Consider the following 16,282-nt stretch of genomic DNA (forward strand, 5'->3'; position numbering starts at 1 on the left):
CCTTTATTTAGTAAATGTAAGAATAAAAGTCGTTCCTACGTTTTCCTCAGATTCTACTTCTATTTTTCCACCTAGGGCATCTACAAAGTTTTTTGTAATAGATAGGCCCAAACCATGACCATTTTCTTTAGTATTTCTAGCATCTTCGATTCTATAAAATCTTTCAAAAATACGATCTATTTTATCTTCTGCAATTCCCACACCATCATCTGATATTTTTAAACTAATTTCATTTGAGTCATCTGACAAATAAACATCAATCTCACCATTTTGGCCAATTGCTTTTATAGCATTTGAGATAAGATTTTGTAAAATTTGACTATACTTTTCACCGTCAGAATAAAATTCAATATTTTCCTGGATAAAAGTATTAATTTTTATATTTTTCTTATCAGCATTGGCCATAAAACTTTGAACAATACTTTCAGTAAGCTCAGATATATTGAAATCTTCTTTGTTTAACTCAAGATATTCTACATTTTCATCAAAAGTTTTTTTCAAACCTTCTATTAAACCTTCCAGCCTGTTTACATCTTCTAGCAAAACTGCCATGGTGTTTTCATCAGGTTCAACTACTCCATCTTTAATAGCTTCAATGTATAATTGAAGATTAGTTAGGGGAGTGCGTAGCTCGTGAGAGATATCTTGGGCATATTGTTTTCTAATTTCTTCTTGTTTTTTTAGGTTGTTCGAAAGATAATTTATATTTGTTTGCAGGGTTTCTATCTCTTTTATATCAGTAAGTCTATCATTTATATCATAATTTCCATCCTTAAGATTTATTGTTTCATCACTAATTTTCATAATAGGTTCTGAAATGTTTTCTGAAAGAATTAGGGAAATTATAAAACCTATTAGTAAGGAAATACTTAGGGAGTAAACTATTGCTCTAGAAAAATCTCTCTGCATTTTTTTTACAGGTTCAAAGTTTGCGTTATAAACTACATGGAGAGTACCAGACCTACGGCTTCTATTTATATTAAATACTGGAAATCTTTTTTCTTCTCTAAGATATTCATTTTCCTTACTTCTACCATAGGCTGGATAGGAGATGGTTCCATTTGGCTCTTCAAAATAAATATCTACTTCTAAGTCCCTAGCTAGATTTTCAAGACCATCTTGCATGTCTTCCTTTGTATAGGATGGGTCATTATTTACTTTTTTAAACCAATTACTTACCTGGGTTGGTCTGGAGTCTAGATTTTTTTTAATTAGTTCTTGGTAGTTAAATGTTACAAAGAGGGTAACTAAAATTGAAAAAACTAAAACGCAGGCAAGTATACCTGCAGTAAAGTTTCTTATAATCTTACTCTTTAATGTAATCATCTATTCCGCCTGATTTGTATCCCATACCATAAATAGTTTTGATGTACATTGGTTTTTTTGGATTATCTTCGATTTTAGATCTGATATTTTTAATATGGGTATCAATTGCCCTATCATAAGCGTCATAATCAAAACCAAAGGTTAGCTCAATAATCTCATCTCTGGAATAAATCTTGTTTGGATTGGAAAAAATTGTTTTAAGGATTTGGAATTCATTTTTTGTAAGTAAGATTTCCTTGCCATCCTTAAAAATCCTGTTGTATTCAAGGTCCATTTCCAGTCTTCCATCACTTGTCTTAATAATATCAGCTCTTGGAATATTGTATTTTTCTATACGTCTTAGTACAGCCTTGACCCTTTCTACTAATTCTTTTGGAGAAAATGGTTTGGTCACATAATCATCTGCACCCAATCTTAGTCCATCAACTCTATTGTCTTCTTCAACCTTTGCTGAAACCATTATTACAGGAATTTGAGATTGATTTCTAATTTCTTTTATTATTTCTTCACCTGATAATTTTGGTAGCATAAGATCTAGGATAACTAAGTCTATACTTTCTTGGTTGAATATTTTCAAGCCTTCTTCTCCATCATAGGCTTGGTATACTTTATATCCTTCTTTTTCAAAGTATGACTTCATTATCATTGAAATTTTTTCTTCATCTTCTATTATTAAAATTGTAATATCATTCATGGCCTTCACCTCAAAAATATTATACCACAAGTGTCTAAAATTGATTAAAAGATAAAGTTTTTGTTTAAAATATAAGAAATCGGATATATACATAGTGTAATAATTTTTTTTTTATTACGAAATTATTTTAAATATTGAGAGGAGTAAGTATGTTTTCAACACAAAATATTATTATGACACTTATCCTTGGTGCACTTGCTGGATGGATTGCTAGTATGATCATGGGCAAGGATGCACAAATGGGATCTATTGCAAATATTATTGTAGGTATTATTGGTTCTATGATTGGTGGATGGATTTACAATGCATTCTTCCTAAATGGAGCAGCTCCAAATACATTTATACAAATTATTTGGGCAGTAATTGGTGCATGTATCTTACTATGGATTATCAACCTAATCACAAAAAACAGCAACAAAACAAACACTACAAACAAAACAAGAAGATACTAGAATTTAAATCAGGGCTTTGACCCTGATTTTTTTGTCCAGATTTTTAAATACGATTATAATTAATATTTTTGTAATTAAAAAAACAAGCTGATTTTTAAGTCAGCTTGTTCTTTTTATCTGTTATTACCAGAGCTAGCACCTTCGTATGGTATGACTGGTTGGTCTAAAGTTTGATTTCTCCTGGAATCTCGGTTTGGATTTATTTCAGGAATTATGTTTCCATCTTCTTTAGGATTTGGAGGATTATCTCCGCCCTCATCTTTGTCTTCTTTATCATCCTCGTCTTCATCTTCTTCGTCTTCCTCAGGTAGAGGTTCTACATAAATTAAATCTGAATACTTAGTTGGTGCTCTAAAATCCCAGTCTCTAGGTAAGATGTTATTAAATTCTTTTGGATCGTAATTACTTTTTGATTTTAAGTAAGATACTTGTGCCATGGCCCAACTTGGCGTTACATCTGAGGCTAGGAGATTATTTCTAGTATCAATTGTAACTAGGGTGTGGACATCATCCTCTTCTGTTGGTTTATTTTTTGGACCAAATATTTCTGTTTTTACAGTACCTCGTGTATCCATGTATGAAAGTTCTGTTGGAAGTTTACCACTCATAGTATCTACTTCCATTTCTACAATACTATCTGGTCTTTCAAACTCTGCTATTTCATAACCATCTAAGATTTGATTATTGATAGTATTCCACATCAGCGCAGCTCTTTCAACAGAATTACCATTCATTCTTATATTTTGATCATCTGCACCCATCCAAATTCCAACTGTGTAGTATGGAGTATATCCCACACACCAGAAGTCAACATAATCATCAGTAGTACCAGTCTTAGTTGCAAAGTCTGTTCCATTTAAGTTGATGTTACCATAATATTGACCAGTAGATTGTAGGACGGATGTCATTTGATATGCAGTTTCTTCGCTAGTAACTTGGTGAGTAATTACATTATCACTATCAAATAATACTTCACCTGTAGAATCTTCAATTTTTGAAAATGTAAGTGGTTCTTTGTATTCACCCTTATTTGCTAGGGCAGCATAGGCTGCAGTCATTTCTAGGTTAGTCAATCCACGAGTCATGGCTCCAACCCCTAGAGCTGCAAGATTTTCATCATTTGTTTGATTATTTTCAGAGGCGGTTACAAAGTTATCATTTCCATCATCTTTGATAATACCAAAGTTTTTAAGGTAATCTATACTAGTTTGGATGCCTACCTCATTTAAAGTACGAACGGCAATTGTATTTATTGATCTTTCGATAGCTGTTCTGATAGGTACAATTCCTTCATAGTAATTGTAAACATTTTTTGGCCAAGCTTCGTCATCTTCATTCATCATCAAAGGCACATCATCCATACCAGTAGCTAAGTTGTATCCATTATCTAAGGCTGGTGTATAAGTAGCTATTGGTTTTATAGAAGAACCTGGTTGACGAGGTATAGCAGATGCTCGGTCTAAAAGCCTTACTCCAGACTGGTCACGACCACCCATAATTGCTTTTATTTCTCCAGTATCCTGGTCAATAACAACTGTAGATGATTGAGGTTGTATAACACCATTTAAATCTATATCATAAAAATCTTTATTAATAGAGAATGTCTCATCATCATAGTAGGTAAATAAATCTGGATTTTTTTCTAAATAGCCTTTTGAAATAACAATATTTTTATCATCATCAAGTCTTATATCTTCATTAGTATTAAATGAAATGAACCCAGTTTTGTGGGTACGTAGATTTTTATTTTCCTCATCCAAAGAATAATAATTTCTAAATATAAGCTTAGTTTGATCAAGATATGCCTTACGGGTAGATAAAACAATATTTCCATTTTCATCAAACCATGCTTCATCATTTCTTAGTCTTATGTCATTATTTTCATTTAATAGATTTGATTTGCTGTAATATAATAAATTTCCTTCACCATTTACAATATTGCCATAATCATCATATCTTAAGTCAAGTAGGGGAGCAGTATTCCATCCAGAAGTATCTCCCATAAGATATGAGGAAAAATCAGAATAAATGGCTTCTAATTGTTTTTGCATATCAGGGTCTATGGCTGTTGTTATTCTTAAACCACCATAGTAAAGTCTATCCCAAGCTTGGTTTTCACTCATGTTGTATGTTTCCATAAGTTTGTTAACAACTTGTTTTTCAAGTAGGGAGTTATAGTAACTAGCAATTTCAGTATTTTTTCTTTCGGCTGGGACAATTGATGCTGCTACATCAAACTCCTTTGCTTCCTTGTATTGTTTTCTAGAAATGTAACCACGTTCTAGCATTTTGTCCAAAACATATATTTCCCTATCAAAAGGTGCTTGGTTATAAACAGCAGCGTACTTTTCTCCATCTATGCTAAACTCACCCAAAACTCTTTGGTCGGTAACTTCGCTAGTCTTTATTGCCTTATACAATGAATTTTCTGATGGTGATTGGACAATACCAGCTAGTGCTGCACACTGGGCAAGGTTTAATTCGGATACATCTTTATCAAAATAGGTTCTTGCTGCAGCTTGTACACCGTAGGAGTTTTGCCCCATAAACACACGATTTAAATAAGCTCCTAGAATTTCATTTTTACTTAGATTTTGCTCAATTTCTAAGGCTAGATATATTTCTCTAATCTTTCTTTCGTAAGTTTGGTCATTGTTTAAGTAGGTATTACGGGCTAACTGTTGGGTAATGGTAGAACCACCACGTACAATGCCTCCAGCTTTGAAGTTTTCAATAGCTGAACCAATTATTGACTGTGGATCTAGACCAGGGTGATTGTAAAATCTTTCGTCTTCAACAGCTACAAATGCATATTTTAGATATTCTGGGATTTGATCATAGTCTATAATTTCCCTGTATTCACTGGTTGCAATCGAGTCAACTTCATTTCCATCTTCATCAACTATAGTAGAGTTTTGGCTCATTTCGTACTTTATAATATTTGCATCAATCTCAGGCGCAGTCTTCATAACCTCTAGAATTGCACCACCACTTAGGCCTGCAAAAACAACACCTATAGACATTAATATTAAAAATACTATTAAAATAAGCTTAAGCACTATAGAGCTAACTTTTTTAACCATTGTGCCTCCTAAAATTTTCATATCTTAAAATTAAACAGTTATTTATAAATTGTATCATTTTTTTGCCATTTATTCCATATTGCCTATTCTTTATAAATTTTAACTTTAGACGTATAATCAATCTGAAGAAGGGAAGTTTATGCAAGAAGTAATACAAGTAAATGTCTTAAAAAGAGACGATGATGAAGAGAATAAAATTTATGAATTAGAATCATTAATTAATACAGCAGGTGGGACTACACTTGCCTATGTTAGCCAGGTTGTAGAGAAAGTAAATCCTAGATTTTACATAGGAAGGGGAAAGGTAGCAGAAATCAAAGATCTAGCTGAGAAATTAGAAGTTAAAACAGTAATATTTGATGTGGAGCTATCTGCTAGCCAATTATACAATTTGGAAGAAGAACTAAAACTCCATGTTGTAGATTGGACAACCTTAATTTTAGATATTTTTGCTCTAAGAGCAAATACTAAGGAAAGCCGTTTAAAAATAAAATTAGCCCAACTAAAATACCAATTACCTAGGCTAAACAAATGGTTTTCTTACCTATCTCGTCAGGCTGGTGGAATAGGTACTAGAGGTCCGGGAGAGACCATGCTTGAAACCGATAGGCGTGCTGTAGTTCGTGATATAAAATCACTGGAAAGGCAGCTTAAAGATATTGAAAAAACCAAAAGAATTAATAGGCAAGCTCGTAAAAATATTACAAATATTTCTTTATTGGGTTACACAAATGCAGGCAAATCTACCATTTTAAATGGGATGATGCATCTATATGGCCAAGATAAGTTTGTTTATTCTGATGACTTACTATTTGCAACACTTGATACATCAACTAGGAGACTAGATTTTTCTAATACAAAAGTAACTTTGACAGATACTGTTGGTTTTATTGACAATTTATCTAAAGAGCTTAACGATTCTTTTTTGACAACTCTTGATGAAATAAAATTTGCAGATATGCTTTTAGTTGTAATTGACTCAAGCCACAATATAGAACACCAAATCCATGCCATTGAAACTGCTATTTCTGACATAGATATGGCAGAAAAAGAATTATTATATGTCTTTAACAAAATGGATAAAGTAGAAAATGAACTGGCTGTGAAATTATTTAAACGAGACCAAGAAAGAATCTACATTTCTGCTAGAGATGAAAAAGATCTTGAAAAACTAAAAGAAAAAATAGTAAGTATAATTAAGGAAAATTATCAAAAAGTCACCATGCATATACCATTTGCTGACGGTGATGTCCTTGATTATATGATGACTAATTACGATATTTTAGATACACAATATAACGAAAATGGCACAATCATAGAATTTGAAATTTCAAAAGAGGATATGGAAAAATATGGAAAATATATCCAAGGCTTATAAAACTATCAAAGGCACCATACAAAGGGAATTTGAAGAAGAAAAGTCACGTTTTATTACTACAATTTCGCATGTAGAAAGTGAGCTAGAAGCAAATGATTTTATAGATGAAATCTCAGAAAAATATAAGGATGCCACCCACAACTGCACAGCCTTTATAATTAATGAAACACCTGTTATTAAAAGATATAATGATAATGGAGAGCCCCAAGGCTCTGCAGGATTACCCATGCTTTCAGTTTTAGAAAAAGAAAATCTTACAAACATTTGTGCTGTGGTCACAAGATATTTTGGGGGCAAACTATTAGGAAAGGGTGGCTTAGTTCGTGCCTATGGCAGGGGTGTAAGTGAGACTTTAGAAAATAATATAATTTACAAAAGACCATTTTTTGTAGTAGAATTAATTCATTCTTATGAGCTACTAGGTATAATTGAAAATTATATAAATGAAAAAAAATTCCAAGTAATAGATAAGGAATATACAGACAAAGTAAAAATTTCTTTATATGTTAGAGAAGAAGATTTTGAAAAAACTAAATCTGATTTAATAAATATGACCAGTAGCAATATTGAAATAACCAATGATAAAGCAGTAATGCTTTTTAGTAAATAGGAGGTTTTATGTCAGGACATAATAAGTGGAGCAAGATTAAAAATAAAAAAGGAAACGAAGATGCTAAAAGGGGAAAAATCTTCACCAAGCATGCTAGAAATATTACAGTAGCAGCTAGACAAGGTGGAGACAATCCAGATTATAACCCAGCATTAAAACAAGCAATAGATAAGGCAAAATCTGACAATATGCCAAATGATAATATCGAAAGAGCAATCAAAAAAGCATCTGGAGAAGGAGCAGGAGATAATTTCCAAAGAGTAATTTATGAGGGATATGGCCCAGGCGGAGTTGCTGTAATTGTAGATTGCCTTACAGATAACGTTCAAAGAACTGCACCAGATGTACGCCATGCCTTTGATAAAAACGGAGGAAATCTAGGAACAGACGGTTCAGTTATGTTTATGTTTGATCACAAGGGTCAAATTTTTGTAAATAGCAAAGAAAAAGATTTTGACCAATTTATGATGGATGCCTTAGAAGCTGGTGCTGATGATGTCATTGAAGAAGATGAGTACTTTGAAGCAATAACTAGCATCGATGCATACAATGATGCAGTAGAAAATCTTAAAAATTTGGGATATACAATAGAGCGCTCAGACATTGCTTACATTGCTCAAAATGATATAGAAGTTGATAGTGACCACCACGCAAAACTTGAAAAATTGATTGACACTCTTGAAGATAATGATGATGTCCAAGAAGTTTATACAAACTGGGCTCAGCCAAGCGAGGAAGAATAATGGAATTTGATTTTGACCCTGTAGCATTTTCTATTTTTGGAATAGAAATACGTTGGTATGCCATAATAATAATTTCAGGTATGCTTTTAGGAACATATTTTGCAAAAAAAGAATTTATTAGACGTGGTTTTGATGAAGATTTTATATATGACATATTATTTGTTATTATCCCTATTGGTATAATTGGAGCTAGATTGTGGTTTGTCCTATTTAAGTGGGATTTCTATTCACAAAATCCAATTCAAATCTTAAATATCCGTGGTGGGGGACTTGCAATTCATGGAGGAATAATTTTTGGTACTCTTGCCCTTTATTTTTATAGCAAAAAACATATGGTACCATTTTTGGATATGACAGATATTTTAACACCATCACTTGCCCTAGCCCAAGGAATTGGCCGTTGGGGAAATTTTATAAACCAAGAAGCACATGGGGGCCCTACAGACCTACCTTGGGGGATAATTATTGATGGAGTAAAAGTGCACCCCACTTTCCTCTACGAATCATTAGGGGATATAATTATTTTTTTATTTTTGATAAATGCAATAAAAAGAAATCCTGACAAGGGAAAGATAAGTGCTGTTTATTTAATAGCTTATGGGATTTTAAGATATTTTGTAGAAGGACTACGAACAGATTCTCTATATTGGGGGCCATTTAGAACTGCTCAGTTAATTTCCCTAGCATTTATTGTCCTAGGTGTAGCTTTATTTTTCTACGCAAACAAAAAAAATCTCCCACCTTATTTTAGACCAAAAAATACAAAAAAAGAAAAAGAAGCAAGGATTATTAAATTTCAATAATTAGATAAAAATAAATACAGCAATTCTTATTAAAATCGGTTAGAAATAACCGATTTTTTTGTTTGATTTTTTCTCATTTATGGTATAAAATGATTATAAAGTGGATTAAAGTGGTGAAAGGTGGTAAGGAATTGTTTTTAGGCGAATTCACTCATAAATTAGATTCTAAAAATAGAATAATGATGCCAAGTGAATTTCGTGATGGACTAACTAATGAATTTTTTATCACAAAAGGACCTGAAAACTCTCTAGTAATCTACACAGAAGAAGAGTTTGAAAGACAAAGTAAAAGACTTGATGAACTTGTTAATGAAAACAAAAAAAACAGGGCCATCAAAAGATTGTTTTTCTCATCCACTGTCAAAACAAGCCTTGATAAGCAAGGCAGGGTTTTGCTAAATAAAAATTTGAGAGACTATGCCCATATTGAAAATGAGGCCATGATTATTGGTAACAACTTAACAATAGAAATATGGGATATGAACCAATGGCAAGAATATATAAATGAAGTTGAGGTGAATTTATCCGACATAATGGATGAATAATATGGAATTTAAACATATATCAGTTTTAGCTGATGAAGTAATAGAAAATTTAAATATAAAACCTGATGGAATTTATGTAGATCTTACCCTAGGAAAAGGCGGACACAGTAAGAGAATTTTGGAAAATCTATCTGAAAATGGTAGATTAATCGCCCTAGATCAGGACCAAGATGCGTTAAATGCCGCTAAGGAAAATCTATCTGACTTTTCGAATGTAATTTTTGTAAAAAGTAATTTTGAAAATATTGATAGGGTCTTAGCTGATTTAGGAATTAGTAAAATTGATGGTGCTTTGATGGACATAGGTGTCAGTTCATATCAGATAGATAATGCTGATCGTGGATTTTCTTATATGCACGATGGGCCACTTGATATGAGAATGGACACAGGCAATGAGTTAACAGCAGAAAAAATTGTAAACGACTACTCTTTGGATGAGCTTCAAAAAATATTTTCTAACTATGGCGAAGAAAGATTTTCAAGAACAATAGCTAGAAAAATTGTAGAAACTAGAGATGAACAGCGAATTGATACTACTTTTAAGCTAAGAGATTTGATAAATAAATCTGTTAGGTCAAATGAGGCTCATCCTGAAAAAAGAGTTTTCCAAGCACTAAGAATTGAAGTTAATAGAGAATTAGAAGTTTTAGAAAATACACTCGATAAGGTTATTGACCGCCTCAATAAAGGTGGGAGATTATGTGTGATTACCTTTCATTCACTAGAAGACCGTATCGTTAAAAATACATTTAAAGAACTAGAAAAAGATTGTATTTGCCCACCAGGATTACCAGTTTGTGTATGCAACCATGAGGCGAAAGTTAAGACAATCAATAAAAAACCAATTATAGCAGGAAAGAAAGAATTAAAAGAGAACTCTAGGGCAAAAAGTGCAAAACTTAGAGTTTGCCAAAGGATTTAATATGGCTGAGAGAATTGATAGGCAAAAAATTGCCAAAAACACAAATCACAATAGAATAAGACTTAAGGTTAGGGAAAATCCCAAAGCTAGAAGAAAAAATCAAATCAAAATTCAAAGAAAAAAAGACAGAAGATTTAGAATGCTTATTAGTTTTCTAACCCTTGCTATAGTTATTACTCTAGGTTATTTTACCTTTAATACTAGAAATGAATTGATGGCAAAACGAAGTGAATACAAAGAGTTGACAAGTGATGCTGTTAGTAAAGAATTAAAAAGAGATAGGCTAAAAGCAAAACTTGAAAACACAGTAGACTTAAACCGTATTCAAAGGTATGCTTTAGAGGAACTAGGAATGGTATATGAAAAAACCGGAGTAGAAAGAATAGATAACTAATATGGATCAAATATTTAAAATAATTATTGCAAGCATAATTTCAACAATAGTCTTAGGATACGCTATTTTACCAATCTTAAAAAATATGAAGGTTGGACAAAATATTAGAAAAGAAGGACCTAAAAGTCACTACCAAAAAGCGGGAACACCTACTATGGGTGGGATAATTTTTTTAATAGCTGCTTTTTTGATGACACTTATTTTCGTTCCCTTTGATATGAGTACAGCAATTTTGTTGCTGTGTACTGTGGGATACGGAGCAATAGGATTTGTAGATGATTTTAGAAAATTGGTACTAAAGCAGTCTGAGGGACTTAAACCTAAGGAAAAAATTATCTTACAATTTGGCTTGGCAATACTTATTACAATATTAGCATTTATTAATGATAAGGAAAGTGTTACTAGCTTAACAATTCCATTTTCAAATTATAGCCTGCCTGTAAGTATTTTAGGTTTTCCTATATTGGTTTTTATAATAGTTGGAACTACTAATGCAGTAAATCTTACCGATGGGCTGGATGGACTTGCTACAAGTGTATCCCTTCCAGTATTTATCTGCTTGTTTTTGATAGCAACTACTGATACAACTAGGATGTTTTCAGTAATATTATTTGGATCTTTATTAGGATTTTTATATTTTAACTCTTATCCAGCTTCTGTATTTATGGGAGATACAGGATCTATGGCGATTGGTGGCGCGGTTGTTGCCCTAGCAATATTAGAAAAAATGCCAATTTATCTTGTTATTTTTGGTGGAGTTTATGTTTTAGAAACTTTATCTGTTATCATTCAAGTTTTATCTTATAGACACAGAAACAAGAAAAGAGTATTCTTAATGACCCCAATACATCATCACTTTGAGTTAAAGGGCTACAAAGAACCTCAAATTGTAACAGCATTTTCTATAGTTTCAGTATTATTATGTTTAATAACTTTGGTGGCAGTATTATGAGAAAAGTTTTAGTTTATGGACTAGGTGTTAGCGGAATATCTACAGTAAAAACACTTTCAAAATTGGGATATGAAGTTTATACTTTTGATAAAAATAAAGAAAAAGTTGATCAATTAAAGGGCTATGACTATAGCCCTATTTCTCTTTTAAATATTTGTGAAATCAACTATGACTATGTTGTAAAATCACCTGGGATTAAACCTGGTGATGATATTTTGCAAAAATTAGCAAAAAAATATGAAATTATAAGTGATATTGAATTATCATATAGAATTTTTCCGAAGAAAAAAATCCTTGCAGTAACAGGTACAAATGGCAAAACTTCTACAACTTCAATGATTACCCATATCTTAAATGAATCTGGAGTAAAAGCAATTTCTGTTGGCAATATTGGTGAAGGTATTTTATGGCAAATGTATAATAATGATGCAGTTTTTGTTGAAGAGCTTTCATCTTTTCAACTCAAAAATACATTTGATTTTCATCCACATATTGCTTCAATTCTTAATATTACAGAAGATCATTTGGATTGGCATAAGGATTTTGATGATTATATAAATTCAAAATTAAATATTGCAAAAAATCAAACAAACAAAGATTATATTGTGATTAATAAAAATGATGAAATTTTACAAAAAAATATAGAAAGATTTCAGGGTCAAATTTACGAATTTTCTTCTGTGGGACCAGTAAAAAGAGGTTTATATCTTAAAAATAATAAGATTTATTATATAGATGATATAGAAAATTATGAACTTCTGGATACAAGTGATTTAAAAATCATTGGTAATCATAATTATGAAAACCTAATGGCGGCTATGTTAGAGGCTTATTTATTTGGAATAGATTTCGAAAAAATAATTGAAGCTGGCAAAACATTTGTTTCAATAGAGCATAGGCTAGAATTTGTAGATGAAATAAATGGAGTTAAAATTTACAACGACTCCAAGGCTACAAATGTAGACAGTGCAGTAAAAGCAATTAAGAGTTTTGATAATCCAATAATAATTATAGCTGGTGGCTATGATAAAAAAATCGATTATAGTGATTATGTAAAAGAATTTAAAAATAATGGTAAGCTTATGGTCATCATGGGTGATACCAAAACACAAATTAAAAATCTTTGTGAGGATTATGGTGTGAAATATATTTTAGCAGATGATATGGATGATGCAGTCAAAAAAGCAATAGATAATGCAAAATCAAATGACAATATTTTGTTATCTCCAGCAAGCGCAAGCTGGGATATGTACCCATCATATGAAGTACGCGGCAAAGATTTTAAAGAAAAAATTGAAAAATATAAAGGAATGATAAAATGAATGTGATTATTTCAGGTGGGGGAACAGGCGGACATATTTATCCTGCCATTGCCATCGCCCAAAAAATCCAAGAAAATATTGAAGATGTTAATATATTATATGTTGGAATCAAAGGCGGACCTGAAGAAGCTATTGCAGAAAAATATGGCTATAAATTTGCTCCAATCGAAGGCATGGGCATGCCAAGAAAAATTAATAAAAGATTTTTCAAATCAATCTCCACAAACCTAAAAGGTTTCAGTTCTGCAAGAAGAATTATTAAAGAATTTAAACCGGATTTAGCCATTGGTACTGGTGGATATGTTTGTGGACCAATTATTTACCAAGCTGCTAAGCTAAAAGTGCCAACCATAATTCATGAGTCAAATTCTTATCCAGGGATCACTTCAAAGTACTTATCGAAAAAAGTAGATTACCTTTGTATTTCCTATGCAGAGGCCATTAAGCACTTTAAACACAAGGAAAAAATCGTAGTTACGGGAAATCCTGTTAGAAATAATTTTTCTAATGAATTTAGTAATGAAGATTTAGAAAAACTAGGCATAGACAAGTCAAAACCAGTAGTATTTTCTTTTGGAGGATCAAATGGATCTATTTCTATGAACAAGGCTGTCAAAGAAATGGCAGAAAGCCTTCATGGAGATTTTTACATTCTTCACCAAACTGGAAAAAGAAATTATGATAATTTTGTAAAAGATTTACCAGAAAATAAATACTTAAAAGTATTTCCTTATATAGACAATATTGATTTGTTTTATGCAGTAAGTGATTTGGTAATTGCTTCAAGCGGTGCAATGAGCCTTTCTGAAATATCAAGTGTAAAAAAACCTTCTATACTCATTCCAAAGGCATACACAACTGAAAATCACCAGCAATTCAATGCCGAAACATATGTGAAAAATGGTGCTTCGATTATGATTTTAGAAAAAGATCTAAATGGTAAAGTTTTGTATAATAATATTATGAGCATCATAAGTGATGAAGAAAAACTAAAAATAATGGGAGAAAATAGTGCTAAGCTTGCGCAAGATGGGGCGAGTGATGCAATTCTAGAACTTGTTTTAAAATTAACTGAGAAATAATATGCAAAATTCAAACGATGACAGATACTTTAAAAAAGATGGAAGAACAGTAAATAAAAATTATATTGCAAAAAAACATAGCAAGGAAAAAGATAAGAAATTATTTAGTAAATGGTTTGTGATTTTTCTTATTTTTTTAACCTTAGCTTCTATTGTCTATAGCATTTACTCCCACGCCTATATGAAAATTTCCGATATATACATAAGTGGAAATAATATAACTTCTGATGCTGAAATAATAGCTCAACTAGGGAATCCTATTGGTGAAAATATTTTATTATACAAAACTGATATGGATGAAAGTAATATTAGTAAATTACCTTATATTGATAAAGTTAGTGTAAAAAAAGTTTTTCCAAATCTATTAAGTATAAATGTAGATGAAGATTATCCTACTTTTTTTCAAAATAGCGATGAAAAAAAATATTATATCTCAAATAAAGGTATCTTGCTTGGAGAAGACTTAAATGATTTTGATGAAAGTCTTTTAAAGGAGATACAAGGAGCAAATCTTAAGAAGGCAGTAGGAGAAAACTTCACAGGATCAGAAGCAAGTTTAAATTTTATAAAGGCAATTCAGGTATTTTCATATTTTAACGAAGTAAAACAATTAAATTTGGAAAATAAAGCTGATATTGGTATAATGATAAATGATATAGATGTGAAATTCGGTGATTTGAACGACATAGACTATAAGCTTAAAATTTTAGATAATATCTTAAATGATGCAAGGGAAAAATCTATTACAATTACATCGATAGATTTAGATAATGGGGAAAATCCTATTGTAAATGTTAGCCCTGATTCATATAGTGAAAATCTAAATTATTAAAAAACATCAAACTAGAACACGGGGGAAGATATGGCAAATATTAATATGGAAATGGATGACAACTCTTTAGCGAAGATAAAAGTTATCGGAGTTGGTGGTGGTGGAAATAATGCTATCAGCCGAATGAGAGATAACGGATTATCAGGAGTTGAGTTTGTTGCTGTAAATACAGACTTACAAACACTTCAAGAATCAAATGCTGATTTAAGATTACAAATCGGAGAAAAACTTACTAGAGGACTAGGAGCTGGTGCTAACCCATCTGTTGGGGAAAAAGCAGCTGAAGAGTCTAAAAATGATATTACAGAAGCTCTAAAAGGAGCTGACATGGTATTTATCACTGCTGGTATGGGTGGCGGTACTGGTACAGGTGCTGCTCCAGTTGTCGCAGGTGTTGCAAAAGACATGGATATCCTTACAGTAGGTGTAGTTACCAAACCATTTACTTTTGAGGGTAGAAAAAGACAATCCCAAGCAGAAGCTGGTATTGAAAGACTTAAAGAAAATGTAGATACACTTATTACCATCCCAAATGATAGACTTCTACAAATTGTTGAAAAAAGAACATCAATGGTAGATGCATTTAAACTAGCTGATAATGTACTAATGGATGCAGTAAGTGGTATTTCAGAGCTAATTGCTATACCAAACGTAATCAACCTAGACTTTGCAGATGTTGAATCAATCATGTCTGACCAAGGAATCGCACATATGGGTATTGGGCGAGCTACAGGAGAAAACAGAGCTGTTGATGCTGCAAAAGCTGCAGTTAACTCACCACTTCTTGAAACATCAATTGAAGGTGCAAAAGCTGTATTACTTAACGTTACTGCTGCAGAAGTTGGTCTTATGGAAGCAAATGAAGCTGCTGAACTTATCCGCGATAATATCGACTCTGATGCAAATATTATCTTTGGTGTTGGTTCTGATGAGTCACTTGGTGATGAAATCAAAATTACAGTTATTGCGACAGGATTTGATAATCAAGGCAGATCACAATCTCGTTCTAGTGAAATGAATGCTCCAAGCAGAAATTCTAGACAAGAATATGAATCTCAAACTAGAACAACTCGTCCAGCTGAAGAAAAAAGAAAAAGCTCAAATCCATTTGACGATATAGATCTACCAGATTTCTTAAAATAAT

At 31.9% G+C, this 16,282-nt stretch carries 16 protein-coding genes; 13 read left to right on the forward strand and 3 right to left on the reverse strand.

Features of this window, described 5'->3' with window-relative positions; translation table 11 throughout:
* Positions 1-3: 3 nt before the first annotated feature.
* A complete protein-coding gene (locus ACF3NF_RS07495; RefSeq protein ID WP_394023013.1) occupies positions 4-1,326 on the reverse strand; it encodes a sensor histidine kinase in 1,323 nt (440 codons plus the stop codon).
* A complete protein-coding gene (locus ACF3NF_RS07500; protein WP_394023015.1) occupies positions 1,307-2,020 on the reverse strand; it encodes a response regulator transcription factor in 714 nt (237 codons plus the stop codon). The genes ACF3NF_RS07495 and ACF3NF_RS07500 overlap by 20 nt, the downstream gene beginning before the upstream one ends.
* Before the next feature lie 149 nt (positions 2,021-2,169).
* On the opposite strand from ACF3NF_RS07500, the gene ACF3NF_RS07505 reads away from it, so the two are divergent.
* Complete coding sequence (locus tag ACF3NF_RS07505; RefSeq protein WP_394023017.1) at positions 2,170-2,472, forward strand: GlsB/YeaQ/YmgE family stress response membrane protein; 303 nt, start codon at positions 2,170-2,172, stop codon at positions 2,470-2,472.
* A 113-nt stretch (positions 2,473-2,585) separates the two neighbouring features.
* Here ACF3NF_RS07505 and ACF3NF_RS07510 read toward each other — a convergent pair whose 3' ends face one another.
* Positions 2,586-5,555, reverse strand: coding sequence for a transglycosylase domain-containing protein (locus ACF3NF_RS07510; protein ID WP_394023019.1), 2,970 nt, complete (start codon positions 5,553-5,555; stop codon positions 2,586-2,588).
* A 139-nt stretch (positions 5,556-5,694) separates the two neighbouring features.
* On the opposite strand from ACF3NF_RS07510, the gene hflX reads away from it, so the two are divergent.
* The 12 genes from hflX (at position 5,695) to ftsZ (ending at position 16,281) form a co-directional block, all read left to right on the forward strand.
* Positions 5,695-6,933, forward strand: coding sequence for a GTPase HflX (gene hflX, locus ACF3NF_RS07515; RefSeq protein ID WP_394023021.1), 1,239 nt, complete (start codon positions 5,695-5,697; stop codon positions 6,931-6,933).
* On the forward strand, positions 6,908-7,543 hold the full coding sequence (locus ACF3NF_RS07520) for a YigZ family protein (RefSeq protein WP_394023023.1): 636 nt from the start codon (positions 6,908-6,910) through the stop codon (positions 7,541-7,543). The genes hflX and ACF3NF_RS07520 overlap by 26 nt, the downstream gene beginning before the upstream one ends.
* An 8-nt stretch (positions 7,544-7,551) precedes the next feature.
* Positions 7,552-8,286 carry a YebC/PmpR family DNA-binding transcriptional regulator gene (locus tag ACF3NF_RS07525; protein ID WP_394023025.1) on the forward strand — a complete coding sequence of 245 codons (735 nt, stop codon included), beginning with the start codon at positions 7,552-7,554 and terminating at the stop codon, positions 8,284-8,286.
* On the forward strand, positions 8,286-9,089 hold the full coding sequence (lgt, locus tag ACF3NF_RS07530) for a prolipoprotein diacylglyceryl transferase (RefSeq protein ID WP_394023027.1): 804 nt from the start codon (positions 8,286-8,288) through the stop codon (positions 9,087-9,089). Before ACF3NF_RS07525 ends, lgt begins: the two co-directional genes overlap by 1 nt.
* A gap of 131 nt (positions 9,090-9,220) precedes the next feature.
* Positions 9,221-9,634 carry a division/cell wall cluster transcriptional repressor MraZ gene (mraZ, locus tag ACF3NF_RS07535; RefSeq protein WP_262122646.1) on the forward strand — a complete coding sequence of 138 codons (414 nt, stop codon included), beginning with the start codon at positions 9,221-9,223 and terminating at the stop codon, positions 9,632-9,634.
* Between the two features lies 1 nt (position 9,635).
* Positions 9,636-10,556 carry a 16S rRNA (cytosine(1402)-N(4))-methyltransferase RsmH gene (gene rsmH / locus ACF3NF_RS07540; protein ID WP_394023029.1) on the forward strand — a complete coding sequence of 307 codons (921 nt, stop codon included), beginning with the start codon at positions 9,636-9,638 and terminating at the stop codon, positions 10,554-10,556.
* A 1-nt stretch (position 10,557) separates the two neighbouring features.
* Entirely contained in the window at positions 10,558-10,950 is a 393-nt protein-coding gene (locus ACF3NF_RS07545) for a hypothetical protein (RefSeq protein WP_394023031.1), read from the forward strand.
* 1 nt (position 10,951) lies between these two features.
* On the forward strand, positions 10,952-11,902 hold the full coding sequence (gene mraY, locus ACF3NF_RS07550; RefSeq protein WP_262122650.1) for a phospho-N-acetylmuramoyl-pentapeptide-transferase: 951 nt from the start codon (positions 10,952-10,954) through the stop codon (positions 11,900-11,902).
* Positions 11,899-13,224: a UDP-N-acetylmuramoyl-L-alanine--D-glutamate ligase gene (gene murD / locus ACF3NF_RS07555; protein WP_394023033.1), complete on the forward strand. Its 1,326-nt coding sequence runs from the start codon at positions 11,899-11,901 to the stop codon at positions 13,222-13,224. Before mraY ends, murD begins: the two co-directional genes overlap by 4 nt.
* Complete coding sequence (gene murG / locus ACF3NF_RS07560; protein ID WP_394023035.1) at positions 13,221-14,306, forward strand: undecaprenyldiphospho-muramoylpentapeptide beta-N-acetylglucosaminyltransferase; 1,086 nt, start codon at positions 13,221-13,223, stop codon at positions 14,304-14,306. The genes murD and murG overlap by 4 nt, the downstream gene beginning before the upstream one ends.
* 1 nt (position 14,307) lies before the next feature.
* Positions 14,308-15,138, forward strand: a complete 831-nt coding sequence (locus tag ACF3NF_RS07565) for a cell division protein FtsQ/DivIB (RefSeq protein ID WP_394023037.1) — start codon at positions 14,308-14,310, stop codon at positions 15,136-15,138.
* A 30-nt stretch (positions 15,139-15,168) separates the two neighbouring features.
* Positions 15,169-16,281, forward strand: a complete 1,113-nt coding sequence (gene ftsZ / locus ACF3NF_RS07570; RefSeq protein WP_262122655.1) for a cell division protein FtsZ — start codon at positions 15,169-15,171, stop codon at positions 16,279-16,281.
* Position 16,282: the final 1 nt, after the last annotated feature.

Origin of the sequence: Anaerococcus martiniensis (assembly GCF_043187485.1) — a bacterium.
Lineage (GTDB): Bacteria > Bacillota > Clostridia > Tissierellales > Peptoniphilaceae > Anaerococcus > Anaerococcus martiniensis.